16 protein-coding genes are annotated in these 12,715 nt (G+C 61.6%); 15 read left to right on the top strand and 1 reads right to left on the bottom strand.

The features are described from left to right. Positions 1–7: 7 nt before the first annotated feature. The 15 genes from E3T43_RS06475 (at position 8) to csrA (ending at position 12,271) form a co-directional block, all read left to right on the top strand. Complete coding sequence (locus E3T43_RS06475) at positions 8–448, top strand: flagellar hook assembly protein FlgD (RefSeq protein ID WP_134471739.1); 441 nt, start codon at positions 8–10, stop codon at positions 446–448. Between the two features lie 81 nt (positions 449–529). Then, positions 530–1,708 (top strand): flagellar hook protein FlgE, encoded by a 1,179-nt coding sequence (locus tag E3T43_RS06470; RefSeq protein WP_134471738.1) that lies wholly within the window; start codon positions 530–532, stop codon positions 1,706–1,708. A 164-nt stretch (positions 1,709–1,872) separates the two neighbouring features. Continuing rightward, complete coding sequence (locus E3T43_RS06465; protein ID WP_134443146.1) at positions 1,873–2,106, top strand: flagellar FlbD family protein; 234 nt, start codon at positions 1,873–1,875, stop codon at positions 2,104–2,106. After that, complete coding sequence (locus tag E3T43_RS06460) at positions 2,106–2,927, top strand: motility protein A (RefSeq protein WP_134443202.1); 822 nt, start codon at positions 2,106–2,108, stop codon at positions 2,925–2,927. The genes E3T43_RS06465 and E3T43_RS06460 overlap by 1 nt, the downstream gene beginning before the upstream one ends. Further along, positions 2,924–3,718 (top strand): flagellar motor protein MotB, encoded by a 795-nt coding sequence (locus tag E3T43_RS06455; protein WP_255454177.1) that lies wholly within the window; start codon positions 2,924–2,926, stop codon positions 3,716–3,718. Before E3T43_RS06460 ends, E3T43_RS06455 begins: the two co-directional genes overlap by 4 nt. A 49-nt stretch (positions 3,719–3,767) precedes the next feature. After that, positions 3,768–4,679: a flagellar motor switch protein FliM gene (locus tag E3T43_RS06450; protein WP_241978846.1), complete on the top strand. Its 912-nt coding sequence runs from the start codon at positions 3,768–3,770 to the stop codon at positions 4,677–4,679. Further along, positions 4,676–5,425 carry a flagellar motor switch protein FliN gene (gene fliN / locus E3T43_RS06445; protein ID WP_166791248.1) on the top strand — a complete coding sequence of 250 codons (750 nt, stop codon included), beginning with the start codon at positions 4,676–4,678 and terminating at the stop codon, positions 5,423–5,425. Before E3T43_RS06450 ends, fliN begins: the two co-directional genes overlap by 4 nt. Positions 5,426–5,428: 3 nt before the next feature. Further along, positions 5,429–5,890: a flagellar biosynthetic protein FliO gene (locus E3T43_RS06440; protein WP_134471737.1), complete on the top strand. Its 462-nt coding sequence runs from the start codon at positions 5,429–5,431 to the stop codon at positions 5,888–5,890. A gap of 2 nt (positions 5,891–5,892) precedes the next feature. Beyond that, complete coding sequence (gene fliP, locus E3T43_RS06435; protein ID WP_370449897.1) at positions 5,893–6,717, top strand: flagellar type III secretion system pore protein FliP; 825 nt, start codon at positions 5,893–5,895, stop codon at positions 6,715–6,717. Next, positions 6,717–6,992, top strand: coding sequence for a flagellar biosynthesis protein FliQ (fliQ, locus tag E3T43_RS06430; RefSeq protein WP_134443144.1), 276 nt, complete (start codon positions 6,717–6,719; stop codon positions 6,990–6,992). Before fliP ends, fliQ begins: the two co-directional genes overlap by 1 nt. An 18-nt stretch (positions 6,993–7,010) precedes the next feature. After that, entirely contained in the window at positions 7,011–7,769 is a 759-nt protein-coding gene (locus E3T43_RS06425) for a flagellar biosynthetic protein FliR (RefSeq protein WP_134443143.1), read from the top strand. After that, entirely contained in the window at positions 7,770–8,897 is a 1,128-nt protein-coding gene (locus E3T43_RS06420) for a flagellar biosynthesis protein FlhB (protein ID WP_134471736.1), read from the top strand. Between the two features lie 28 nt (positions 8,898–8,925). Further along, entirely contained in the window at positions 8,926–10,950 is a 2,025-nt protein-coding gene (locus tag E3T43_RS06415; RefSeq protein ID WP_241978855.1) for a flagellar biosynthesis protein FlhA, read from the top strand. Next, the gene (locus E3T43_RS06410) at positions 10,925–11,941 is read left to right on the top strand and encodes a hypothetical protein (RefSeq protein WP_134471735.1); all 1,017 of its coding nucleotides are present in this window, start codon (positions 10,925–10,927) and stop codon (positions 11,939–11,941) included. The genes E3T43_RS06415 and E3T43_RS06410 overlap by 26 nt, the downstream gene beginning before the upstream one ends. 9 nt (positions 11,942–11,950) lie before the next feature. Then, entirely contained in the window at positions 11,951–12,271 is a 321-nt protein-coding gene (gene csrA, locus E3T43_RS06405; protein ID WP_134471734.1) for a carbon storage regulator CsrA, read from the top strand. 60 nt (positions 12,272–12,331) lie between these two features. On the opposite strand, the gene E3T43_RS06400 is transcribed toward csrA, so the two are convergent. Continuing rightward, positions 12,332–12,709, bottom strand: a complete 378-nt coding sequence (locus E3T43_RS06400) for an RNA-binding S4 domain-containing protein (protein ID WP_092450597.1) — start codon at positions 12,707–12,709, stop codon at positions 12,332–12,334. Positions 12,710–12,715 lie beyond the last annotated feature (6 nt).

Here is a 12,715-nt window from a genome sequence, read left to right as displayed (position 1 = left end):
AGCCCTCATGACCATCACCTCCATTGTGGGCAACTCGGCCTACACCCCGATCGACCGCACGACCGAGACCACTCGCACTCCCAGCCAGAGCATGGACTCGGAGGTGTTCATGTCGCTGCTCGTCACGCAGCTGCAGAACCAGGACCCGAGCTCGCCGATGGACACCAACGAGATGCTCGCTCAGACCACCCAGTTGGCGATGATGGAAAAGATTACGGAGATGACGGCAACCAACCAAGAGAACTTCTCCCTGCAGATGCGGATCGCCGCTGCCGCCCTGATCGGACAGCAAGTGGCCTACACCGCTTCTGACGGCACCGAGATGACCGGAACGGCCACCGCCGTGTCCTACGCCGGTCCGGTTCCGCAGGTGACGGTTGGCGACAAGACCGTTGCCCTCGACACCATCTCCGGCGTCACCTCTGTGCCAGCGACCGACGCGGCCTGAGTCCCCGCACGACCAGCTACAGCCCCTTGAATTTCGCACCACCACTTCACTTCTGTTCCAACGACTGAAAGGCGGCACCCCGTGCTTCGTTCCCTGTACTCCGGAATTTCCGGACTTCGCGCCCACCAGACCATGCTCGACGTCACGGGCAACAACATCGCGAACGTCAACACCGCCGCGTTCAAGAGCTCGGCAGTGCAGTTTCAGGACACACTGTCGCAGCTCAACCAGGGTGCCGGCGCCCCGCAGGCCCAAGTCGGTGGAACCAACCCCGCCCAGGTCGGCCTTGGTGTGCAGGTCGCGGGAATCTCGACCAACTTCTCCCAGGGTTCAGCTCAGCTCACCGGACGCGCCACCGACATCATGATCTCGGGTGAAGGTTTCTTCGTGACCCAGCTCGGTAACGAGACGCTGTACAGCCGTGCCGGTGCTTTCGACTTCGACGCCCAGGGTCGCCTCGTAGCACCTGACGGCGCACTGGTTCAGGGCTGGAACGCCGTCGACGGTGTGATCACGGAGGGTGGCGCAACGGGAAGCATCACGCTTCCGTTCCAGCAGGTCATCGCGGCTTCAGCAACGAGCACGGCCTCGATGGGTGGCAACCTCCCCTCTGATGCTGCGAGTGGCACCCAGATTATTCGTGACATCGAAGTGTTTGATGCTGCCGGTGCGTCCCGAACTATTGCGCTAACATTCACAAAAGTTGCTGCTGATCCCAGTGAAGATTGGGATGTCTCTTCGGACGGTGCCACTGATGTGAGGCTTGATTTCACTGATGGAGTACTGCAGGCACCCACGACCGCAGTGATCGTTGCCGATGGGGTGAGCTTTGATATGTCGACCCTCACCGGCTACGCCAACCTCACCTCGGTGGCCGTGAATACCCAGAACGGCCAGGCGGCCGGTTCCCTCGAATCCTTCCGTCTCGGAAAGGACGGCTCGCTCGTCGGCTTGTTCAGCAACGGCGGCACGCAGTCCATCGGTCGAATCGCTCTCGCCAGCTTCATCAACCCCGGCGGCCTCGAAAAGTCCGGCGCGTCAGGCTACCGCGCCACGTTCAACTCGGGCCTGCCCGACCTCGGGATCCCGACCGCCGGCGGTCTCGGTTCGCTCACGGCCGGCGCCCTCGAAATGTCGAATGTCGACCTGTCGCAGGAGTTCACCAACCTCATCGTCGCCCAGCGCGGGTTCCAGGCGAATGCCCGTATCATCACCACCTCGGACGAAGTGCTCCAGGAACTCACCAACCTCAAACGCTAACCCGCTACGGGGGCAGAACGCACCCGGAATCGCGCAGAATGCCGCCATCACCTCGATGGCGGCATTCCCTGCATAAACAGGGCGTTCGCCGAGCTAACGGATGCACTCGCTCGGCCGATTGTTCAGCGTGACGTTGCCCTTCGTGCGTCTCGTCCGGAGGTCTCATGATCATTCTCACCAAGCTCAATGACAGTCATTTCGCTATCAATCCCGATCTCATCGAGCGCATCACCGAGAATCCTGACACCACGCTCGTGATGCTCGACGGTGCCATGTACATCGTCACTGAATCCATGCACGACGTCATCGAAGCCATTGCCCACTATCGGGCCCGCGTTATTGCCCTGGCCTATGACCCCGAAACGGTCTACCAGCCCCGAGCCCCGAAAGAGTCTTGATGGATCCCGCAACACTTATCGGCATATTCGTCGCCTTCGGCGCACTGTATGCAATGATCACCATCGAGGGCGCTCAGGTCTCGTCGCTATTGCTTCCCGGACCGATCGTTCTGGTCTTCGGCGCGACCTTGGCCATCGGTATTGCCAGTGGAACCCTGCGCGACGCTCTCCAGGCCTTTCAGGCGCTTCCCGGAGCCTTTCGTGGAAAGATAACGGCTCCGCAAACTGTTATCGATGAGATCGTCGAACTGGCTGAGGCGGCACGAATGAACGGCCTGCTCTCACTGGAGCAGGCGGCCGACAGTGTTAAAGACCCATTTTTGAAAAGTGCACTGCGCAATATTGCGGACGGCATCGACAATGAAGAGTTACGCAATACGCTTGAAGATGAAATCGCGACCCGAGGGGCTCGGGATCGGATCGCGAGCAAGTTCTACATGGGCCTGGGCGGGTATGCCCCCACTGTTGGCATTATCGGCACCGTCGTCTCGTTGACCCACGTTCTCGAGAACCTGTCCGAGCCAGATGAGCTCGGTCACATGATCGCCGCGGCCTTCGTGGCGACCCTGTGGGGATTGCTGTCGGCAAACTTTCTGTGGCTACCGATCGGCATGCGACTCAAACGATTGTCTGACCTTGATGTTGAACGGCTCACCCTGCTTATGGAAGGGTCCCTGGCCATTCAGGCCGGTAGTCAGCCGCGTCTTCTCGGTGAGCGTTTGCAATCTATGGTGCCAGCCGCGCCGGTGCGACGCGTTCGCGGAAAAAAGAACGATGAGCCGGATCCCGCCGAAGTTGACGACGTCCTGACGAGCGCGTGAGTACGCGTCGTCGTCGGCCTGTCGCCCACGTTGAAGACGAACATCCCGACGAGCGTTGGATGGCGTCGTACATGGACATGGTCACGGTCCTCATGTGCATGTTCATCGTTCTCTTTGCCATGTCGACCGTAGATGAGCAAAAATTCGAAATGCTGCGCGAATCACTGGCAACCGGGTTTGGCAACGAAGACATCGAGAAAATGGACGTGGCTGTCGGTAACGCCTCGGTGGCGGAGATCATCGCTGCAGAGAATGCCGAGCTCAGCGATATCCAAAAAGCCATGGCCGAAGTCGATCGCCTTATTGAACTGCGCGAACAGATGCGCGCCGCTCTCGACGCCCAAAACCTCAGCCATCTCATCGATTTCAACATCGACGAGCGCGGACTCACAGTGGGAATGATCGGCTCGGAAACTTTTTTTGAACCCAATCTCGCCCGCCTCAGTGATCAGGCGGTGCAGGTGCTCAATGCCATCGCGCCGGCGCTCGCCGTGTCGGCCCGAGAGATTTCGGTTGAGGGGCATGCCGACCCGCGCGGCGTGAACGTGAACTTCGAAACCGACTGGGAACTCTCCGGCGGCCGAGCGACAGCGGTATTGCGTTACGTGGTTGAATCCGGTGGGGTCACCCCCGCGCTGATCTCGGCAGTCGGCTTCGGTTCGTCCCGGCCCTCCACGCTTCTCACTTCTACCGGTGATTCCGCAGCGAACCGCCGTGTCGACCTGGTGGTGATGTCCGACCAGCCCGAGAACATTCGTGCCCTGATTCCCACGGTCATTGAGTCGCAATAATCTCGATGGTCTGCTTACGCCGTGGTTCGAGCGGCCGATAGTGGCGAATGTGACGGTCAAGGAACAGAACTCTATTGGTGCGCCGGGAATGCAGGCGCCCGACGTTGAGGTGTATGATTTTCGGCGGCCGCGCACGTTGCCGCGAGAGCATTCGCGTGCGCTGGAACTGGTTTTCGAGACCTTCGCTCGGCAATGGGGCACCCAGCTCACCGCGCGGGTGCGGGTCCTGTCTTCGGTTACCTGCGAACAGGTACTCATGCAGACCTACGACGAATACGCAGCGAGTCTGCCCTCTACGACAGCCATGGTGCTGTTCAGTTTGGAGGGCCTGACGCCCCGCGCTGTCATCCAGTTTCCGACCGCTGCAGCCCTGGCCTGGGTGGGGCATATGCTGGGCGGGACCGCCGGTGGACGACCGGTCGAAGAGCGCAAGTTCACCCAGATCGAGCAGGCACTGCTTCGACAGCTGATGACTGAGGCACTGGAAGACCTAAAGTACTCCCTCGGTTCCCTGATCACAGCCGCGATGACCGTCGACACGATTCAGTACAACTCCCAGTTTGCCCAGGCGGCCGCAACCGGTGACCTCATGATCGTCTCCAAATTCAATATCCGTGTCGGCGAGATTACCTCGCTGGCCACGGTCGCCATTCCCGCCATGGCCATCATGCCGCAACTCGGTGAGGCCAATCCCACGAGCAACACGGCGGATGCCCAGGAACTCGTGTTGGCCCAGGTTTCTGCCGTGCCCGTCACCGTCGCGCTGCGCCTCGTTCCTGCCCAGGTCTTGCCACAGCGCATTCTCACCCTGTCCCTGGGCGATTTGATTCCCATACCACACCCGCAACATCGCCCGCTGGACATCGTGGTTGACGATCACGTGCTGGCCCGCGCCGCCATGGGGGCCAATGGGTCCCGACTGGCGTGCATCATCATTGAATCCGAGGAGAAACGCCCATGATCACCACCGACCTCATGCATGCCCAGGCGGTTGGCGCGTTAGTTCAGTCCCTTCCCACTCCGGTGCGCTTGCGCCCCGTTGCGTATGTGGGCGAGCGGATGCTCATCGACGGTCGGTTGGCCACCGGTCCCGACACCGATGGTACCTTTCCCGAGCAAGTCGGCCAGGCCATCGTTGCCCGCTTCGTCGGGTCGACCTCCGCGGATCTCGCCCTGGTGCTGGCCGACCCGAATTCCCTTGATGCAGCCGCAGGTCCGCAAACGGGCCTCGTGTCTCGCGCCGATGTCGTGCGGCCCGCCCTCGAGAGTGCGGCCACTGTCTTTGGTGTCGGAGTGCTCGGCGACAGCACCATCGAAGATGCCGCGGCGCTTTTTGCCGATGCCGAGACAACCGTCTATGAGCTCACGGACGGTATAGCGGTGAGCGGATGGTTCGCCCTCCGCATGCGCGCCAACGGGTCCTCGAATGGTGTTTCCCGGGCCTCTGCAGATCTCTCCGGTGGAAAGATCGGCCGCATCAACAACGTGGAGATGACCATGACCGTGGAAATCGGCCGCACCAAGATGGCGGTGCGCGACGTGTTGTCTTTGGAACCGGGAGCCGTCATCGAACTGGATCGCTCGGCGGGAGCTCCTGCGGACGTGCTGCTGAACGGTCGTTTGATCGCCCATGGGGAGATCGTCGTCGTGGACCAGGACTACGCCGTGCGCATCACCAGGATCCTTGATATCCATGAGGGTGCCTAGTAGGTGGACACCCTTATAGTTGCAGTCCGCGTTATTCTGTCCCTTGCAGTCGTGCTTGGCTTGCTCTGGTACATCCAGCGACGTCTGTCGCGGGGGAGTCGGAGGGCCGGTATCGCGCAGGCAGTGACCATCGTGGGGCGTCACGGCGTCGGGCAGAAGGCATCCGTTGTCGTAGTCGATGTCGAGGGGCAACGACTCGTGCTGGGCGTGACCGAGCAGTCAGTGACCGTGCTGTCGAGCGCGACGGCCCCGCCCGCGCCGGAGTCCGCAGAAGCTGCGGTCGAGGGCGCCAACGGTTCGGCATTCGCTCGTGTTTTGCGGGCCGTTTCAACGGAGCCGCCGACGCCCGTCTCGCTCGCGCCCCGTGAAAGCGACGTGTCTGCGCCACCGGCGCGCCTCGCGGGATCGATTCTCTCACCGGCCACCTGGACGCAGGCCGTCGATGCACTGCGGCACCGCCGGTGAGCGTGACCAGCGTCGACGCGCGTGGAAGGACGTCCATTCCTCTGACCGTACGACTGATCGCTGTGTTGATCGTTGCCGCGGCAATCGTTCTGGTGTCAGCAACCGGGGCTGAAGCGCGACCCATCCATCCGCTCATGCCGGATGATTCCGGTGGGACCGACGGCTTCACGATTGATATCAACGGGCCGAACGGTGGGCCGTCTTCGTCGATCGTGACCCTTGTCGGCATCACCCTGCTCTCGGTTGCCCCGGCACTGTTGCTCATGATGACGTCGTTCACCAAGATTTTCGTAGTTCTCGCTATGACGCGTAACGCTCTCGCGCTGCCGTCGATCCCGCCGAACCAGGTGCTCGCCGGGCTGGCGCTTTTCGTGTCGCTGTTCATCATGGCGCCGGTGCTGACGGACATCAACGTTCTCGCGGTCGGCCCCTATTTGGAAGGGACGATGTCGTTCACCGACGGGTTGGCTGCTGCGTCCGACCCGCTGCGGCAATTCATGCTCGGCAACACCCGCGAGGAAGATCTCGCGCTCATGACCAGAGCGGCCAACCAGGCGAATCCTGAGGATGCCGCCTCGGTTCCCCTGCTTACCCTTATTCCCGCGTTCATGATCTCGGAGTTGCGAGCCGCCTTTATCATCGGGTTTGTCATCTTCATTCCCTTTCTGGTAATCGACATCGTGGTGGCGGCCGCGCTCATGTCGATGGGTATGATGATGCTCCCGCCCGTGATGATCTCGCTGCCATTCAAAATTCTGCTGTTCATTCTGGTCGATGGCTGGGGCTTGATCATCACAACGCTCGTCGGCAGTTACCGGACCGGCTGATGGATACCAACGCGGTTCTCGACATCGGGCTTCAGGGTCTCATCCTGGCGGCCAAACTTTCAGCACCCATCCTGATCACGGCCCTCGTCGTGGGCTTCGGCATCTCCCTCCTGCAATCCATCACCCAGATTCAGGAGGTGACACTGTCCTTCGTTCCGAAGGCCGTCGCCGTCGCCCTGGCCCTGCTGATCACCGGTCACTGGATGATCGCAGAATCGGTGTCGTTCACCTACGCCATGTTCGAAAAGATACCGGCGCTACTCGGCGGTGGCTGACCGTGGGCACCTTCTGACATGGAGTTCGTTCTCAACTTCTCGATGATCGAGGCGACCATGCTCGCCGGAGTGCGGATGATCGCCTTTCTGGTTATCGCGCCGCCATTTTCGTTCAATGCATTTCCGTTGCGGATCAAGGCGATGCTCGCGCTCGGACTGGCCCTTGCCGTTTCACCGGTCGTCACGACCGGGTATGAAACGCTGGATACGCCCGCGTTCATTGGGGCGCTCGTACTCGAGGTCGTCGTAGGGGCCGTGCTCGGCATTCTGGTCTTCATCATCTTTGCCGCCATCCAGGTGGCCGGCGGTCTGATCGACATGTTCGGCGGATTTTCTATGGCGCAGGGGTTCGACCCCCAGTCCATGGTGAACGGTGCTCAGTTCACCCGCCTCTTCCACATGACGGCGATCGGGCTGATGTTCGCGTCTGACAGCTATCAGTTGATAATCGGTGGACTCGTGCGCACTTTCACGGCGATTCCTCTCGGCGGTGGACTGAACCTTGCCGATCCGGTCGAAGCCATGATCGGTGCCGTGTCACAGATGTTCCTGGCCTCCGTGCAGATTGCTGGACCCCTATTAGTCGTGCTGTTTCTCGCCGATGCGGGACTGGGCCTCATCACCAGGGTTTCGCCGGCACTCAATGCTTTTGCGCTCGGGTTTCCCCTTAAGATCTACCTCACTCTCACCCTGGGATCGATCGTCTTCATTGCTCTGCCCGGTATCGTCTCGACTCTGACTGGTCAAGCCGCTGAGTTCTTATTGGGGGTGAGGTGAATGTCTGATCCCGGCAATTCCGGGGAGCGCACGGAACCGGCGACGCAGAAGCGGATGAAGGAGGTTCGTGAGAAGGGCCAGCTTGGAAAGTCGCAGGACGTGACTGCCTGGGTAGGCATCGGTGCCGCGGCGGTCATGTTTCCGTTCACCATCTCGCGGTCAGCCGATGCGGGCGTCGAGCAATTCGTGGGCATCCGTGATCTGATTCTCAACGCCGACGCCGATGCAGCCGTCGTCGTCCTCGTAGACGCCGTTGCCTCACTCGCGTACATCATGACGCCGTATTTCGGTGTGGTCATGTTTGCCGTCCTTGCTAGCGCGGCCTTGCAGGGCGGCATCCACTTCAAAAAATTCACCGGAAAGTACGAACAGTTCCAACTCGTCAAGGGGCTGGGTCGAGTTTTCGGAGGTCAGGCGCTGTGGGAAGGCATCAAAGCCCTACTCAAGACCGCTGTCGTCGGCATCGTACTCACCCTGGTGATCCAGGGAATGATCCCGGTGCTGATGACCGGTGGCGGACTGCCCCTCACCGAACTCATCGACGTGGCCGCTGAGGGTACCGCGTTGCTCATCCAGGCGGCGGTCATCGCCGGTCTCGTTCTCGCCGTGGCAGATATCTACGTCGTCATGCGTCGAAATCGCAAGAAGACACGCATGACGAAAAAGGAGGTCTCCGACGAGCACAAGAGCTCTGAAGGTGACCCGATGATCAAGTCGCAGCGTCGCGCCCGCCAACTGGCGATGAGCCGAAACCGAATGATCGCCGCCGTGACCGATTCGGACGTGGTCATGGTCAACCCAACCCACCTGGCCGTTGCACTCAAGTATGAGCCTGGCCGCTCGGCGCCACGCGTGGTGGCCAAGGGGGCCGGGCATATTGCGACCCGCATTCGAGAGCAGGCCGAAACTGACAAAGTGCCGATCGTGCGTGACATTCCGCTGGCTCGAGCGCTGCACTCAGCATGTGAGATCGGGCAGGAGATTCCTGTTGAACTGTACAATGCCGTAGCGCGTGTTCTCGCTTTTGTGATGGCGCTCAAGTCGCGCGGCGCGGCTTCGGGAGTGCACACGATGTCATCCCCCTCCACCCTGCCGTCCCCACCCGCCCCACCATCCGGAGAGCACTGACGTGAATAAGAATCTGGCGAAGATCGCCATGCCGGTCGGAGTGGTGGGGATCATCCTGCTGCTCATCGTGCCGATCCCGGCTGGGCTGCTCGACGTGCTCATCATCGTGAACATCATGCTCGCGTTGGTCACCCTCCTGACCACCATGTTCGTGAAGAAGCCGCTGGAATTCTCGGTCTTCCCCTCCCTGCTGCTCGTGGCCACTCTCTTTCGCCTCGGCCTCAACGTGGCATCCACGCGCCTCGTACTGGGAGATGGATACGCGGGCCAGGTGATCGAGGCCTTCGGTCACGTTGCTGTCGGCGGCTCCATTATCATCGGCGCTGTAGTCTTCCTTATTCTCGTTGTCATTCAATTCGTGGTGGTGACCAAGGGAGCGGAGCGCGTGGCCGAGGTCGGAGCGCGATTCACCCTCGACGCCATGCCAGGTAAGCAGATGGCGATCGACGCCGACCTCAACGCCGGTCTCATTACGGACTCCGAGGCCAAGGCCCGGCGCGCGGAAGTCTCAGCCGAAGCGGACTTCTACGGGGCCATGGACGGAGCGTCGAAGTTCGTCAAGGGAGATGCCATCGCTGGCATCGTCATCATCATCATCAACCTCATCGGTGGAATCACCATCGGCATGGTGCAGCGTGGAATGGGCGTCGGGGAGGCGCTGGAGACTTACGCGCTACTCACCATCGGCGATGGTCTGGTCACGCAGATTCCGGCGCTGCTGATGGCGGTGTCCACCGGTATGATCGTCACCCGATCGAATGCCGAGTCCGACATCGGCTCGACGGCCACCACCCAGCTGACTCAGTCTCGTCACTCGTTGACGATCGCCGGCTCGGCGGCGATTCTGATGGCAATTATTCCGGGAATGCCCGTGCTCCCTTTCCTCCTTGTCGGTGGCACGCTCATCCTGGTGGCCCAACGATTGAAGGCCCAGGACAGCAACGCGCGGGCAGCGGTGGATTCCGCCGCCGTCGTCGGGGCGCAGGCCCCGCAGACCGACAGCTCCGAAGACCTCATCGCCCAGATGCGTGTACACGCACTAGAAATCCTTCTTGCTCCCGACCTCATCGATATCGTGTCGGGGGGATCGGACGACCTGCTGGCCCGTGTCCGTGGCCTGCGTCGTAAAATCGCCATGGATCTTGGTGTCGTTGTTCCTCCCGTGCGCACCCGCGACAGCATTGAGCTGCCACCCTCGACCTATGTCATCCGCATCTCAGGAGTGGAATACGGGCGAGGGGTGGCCCCAACCGGCCGGGTGCTGGCCCTGGGCGATGCCTTGGAGAGCCTGCCCGGAATCGCCACGGTGGAGCCGGTCTTCGGTCTTGCCGGCAAATGGGTACCCAGCGAGATGCGGCACAGCGCCGAAATGACCGGCGCGACTGTAATCGACCGAGTGTCCGTGCTCGTCACCCACCTATCGTCGATCATCACCACCAACGCGGATCGGCTTCTCACGCGCGAAGACGTGCGAGTTTTGACCGATGGCGTCAAGCAGGTGAACCCGTCGGCCGTCGACGACCTGATTCCTGGGCTGCTTTCTCTTGCCGAGATTCAGCGCGTACTGCAGGGGCTTCTCGGTGAGCAGATTCCGATCAACGACCTGCCGCGCATTTACGAAGCCCTCGCCCTGCGCGCCAAGGCTTCGAACGACCCCGAAGGGCTGATCGAGACCGCCCGGGCAGCGCTAGGACCGGCACTCACATCCCAGTATCTCGATGCGGGAATTTTACGCGTCATCATGATCGAGCCGATACTGGAACAGGCCATGTTGGAAGGCCTGCGACCCTCTGAGCAAGGAACACAGATCCTCATGGACCCCGACCGCATTGAGGGCGTTCTGGACTCCGTACGGTCACAGGTCGCAACGGTTGAAGCGAGCGGCCAGACGGCGGTTCTGGTCTGCGCTCCGGCGCTTCGACCCGCGATCCGCAGGATGGTGTCTGCGCAGGCAGGCGGCCTGCCTGTGCTGTCCTATGGAGAAGTCACCTCAGCCAATGTCGCCATCGAGACGGTAGGAGTGGTTCGTGGAACCGGCCAGATTTCTGCTTAAAGGTACAACGCTGCTCGAGGTCACCGACCGGGCGCGCACCCTTCACGGTCCGGATGTGCGAATCATTTCCGCTGAACGAGTCACTGTCGGCGGAATCCGTGGTTTCTTTGCACGCCAGTCCTACGAAGTGCTCGTCGAAGTGCCCCGACCCGATTCAACGTCGCAAATCGACGACGATATTCTGAATCTACCGAAACGTCTCGGTATTGCCGCACTCCTCGATGACGCGGACGAGGGCGATGTTATCGAGCCGAAGAGGGGGGAGCGAGCAAACGCGCGGCATGTCTCCACTGAGACCGACCGATTTGCCGAGATCATGGACGAGCTCACCTTCGATACCAACGATCCGGACCAACCGGACTATAGCGAGGGGCTGGATCACGAATTCGTGCCCACGCCCCGGTTCGATGAGCCGATCATTGCGTCCAGGGGATCATCATTTGCCGAGCGATTGTCTGAATCAACTTCGGAGACAGCTGTACCGCCCGTCAGCCTTGTTGCGCCTTTTCCACTCACCGGCGCCGGCGACCTGGTGGTTGTCGTAGCACTGGACGACGCGGCGCTGCTGGCTGCCCGGTCCATGGCAGACTCCAGCGGCTCGAGTGAAGTCTATGCGGCAGGTCGTGCGGGACTGACTGGGGTCGACCGCGTCAGTGATTCCCGAGCGGCACTGGCTGCGCGGGCACGCGGAGTCGGGCGCGATCAGGTTGTATTCATCGCTTTTCAGTGGGAATCGCAGGACCTCAATCGGCTCACGGCCTCGCTGCGAGCGCTGGGGGCCGACCAGGTCTGGGCCGTTGTCGACGCGTCCCGCAAACCTGACGACACCGCGGAGTGGGTGTCCATGGTCGACGCCGCCGTGAGCATCGATGCCATCGTCGTGATGGGCGAGGAACTGACTCGCAGCCCGCAGACCGTGGATTATTTGGGAATTCCTGTGGGGTGGGCGAGCGGCCGTCCAATTCAGCGCCGCCCCACCCTCGAACGATAGGATTGAAGGATGCTCGTTCTGACACGGAAAATCGGGGAGAAGATCCTCATCGGCGACGACATCGTCATCTCCGTGCTCGACGTACGCGGCGACAGCATCCGCATCGGGGTGGACGCCCCTCGTGGCCTGAAAATCCAGCGTGATGAAGTTGTTCGAGCGGTGTTAGAGGCCAACGTTGCCGCAAGCCAGGTCGACCCGGCCGCCGAAGACCGCATCAAAAATTCCCTCAAGTCGCTTGCCGCCCTTCAGTCGGTTCGGATCCAGGCTTCGCCCGCCGTGCCGCTCGAGGCCGCGGAGACGCCCGCTCCGCATCCGCCACAGGTGCATTAGCCAGCACCTGCAGGATCAGCTGCACCGCAGCGTCTGTTTCGCGGTTATCCGGTGATGTCGTTACTCGGTGATGTGCCCGCGCAGCTCGTCGATTTCCCGGCGCTCGCGCTTGGTCGGCCGCCCGGCACCGCGATCTCGCATCGGCACCAGCGCGACCTCCTCGCGCGGCGGCGGTGGGGGAGTGTGGTCGACGTAACACTCGGCGGCGAGCGAGGCCCCGACCCGCTTGACCACGAGGCGCGACACGATCAGCACCCGGTCGAACCCGGCCGTGCGCACGCGTACCTCGTCGCCGATATGCAGCGCCTGCGCGGCCTTGGCCTTGTCACCGTTGACCTTGACGTGCCCAGCGCGGCAGGCGGTCGTGGCCATGGACCGCGTCTTGAACAGGCGAACGCCCCAGCTCCAGCTGTCGACCCGGGCAGAAGTAAGCTCCATCACACG

It is taken from the genome of Cryobacterium sp. Hh7 (assembly GCF_004403155.1).
GTDB classification, from domain to species: domain Bacteria; phylum Actinomycetota; class Actinomycetes; order Actinomycetales; family Microbacteriaceae; genus Cryobacterium; species Cryobacterium levicorallinum.
This window is presented reverse-complemented; position numbering and strand designations above follow the sequence as displayed.

Bases quoted from the DNA above. Each gene is read 5' to 3' on its own strand.
- fliN (WP_166791248.1), top strand. From the start codon at position 4,676: ATGATCACCACCGACCTCATGCATGCCCAGGCGGTTGGCGCGTTAGTT.
- fliQ (WP_134443144.1), top strand. From the start codon at position 6,717: ATGGATACCAACGCGGTTCTCGACATCGGGCTTCAGGGTCTCATCCTG.
- E3T43_RS06425 (WP_134443143.1), top strand. From the start codon at position 7,011: ATGGAGTTCGTTCTCAACTTCTCGATGATCGAGGCGACCATGCTCGCC.
- E3T43_RS06465 (WP_134443146.1), top strand. From the start codon at position 1,873: ATGATCATTCTCACCAAGCTCAATGACAGTCATTTCGCTATCAATCCC.
- E3T43_RS06460 (WP_134443202.1), top strand. From the start codon at position 2,106: ATGGATCCCGCAACACTTATCGGCATATTCGTCGCCTTCGGCGCACTG.
- E3T43_RS06475 (WP_134471739.1), top strand. From the start codon at position 8: ATGACCATCACCTCCATTGTGGGCAACTCGGCCTACACCCCGATCGAC.
- E3T43_RS06420 (WP_134471736.1), top strand. From the start codon at position 7,770: ATGTCTGATCCCGGCAATTCCGGGGAGCGCACGGAACCGGCGACGCAG.
- csrA (WP_134471734.1), top strand. From the start codon at position 11,951: ATGCTCGTTCTGACACGGAAAATCGGGGAGAAGATCCTCATCGGCGAC.
- E3T43_RS06415 (WP_241978855.1), top strand. From the start codon at position 8,926: ATGCCGGTCGGAGTGGTGGGGATCATCCTGCTGCTCATCGTGCCGATC.
- E3T43_RS06400 (WP_092450597.1), bottom strand. From the start codon at position 12,709: ATGGAGCTTACTTCTGCCCGGGTCGACAGCTGGAGCTGGGGCGTTCGC.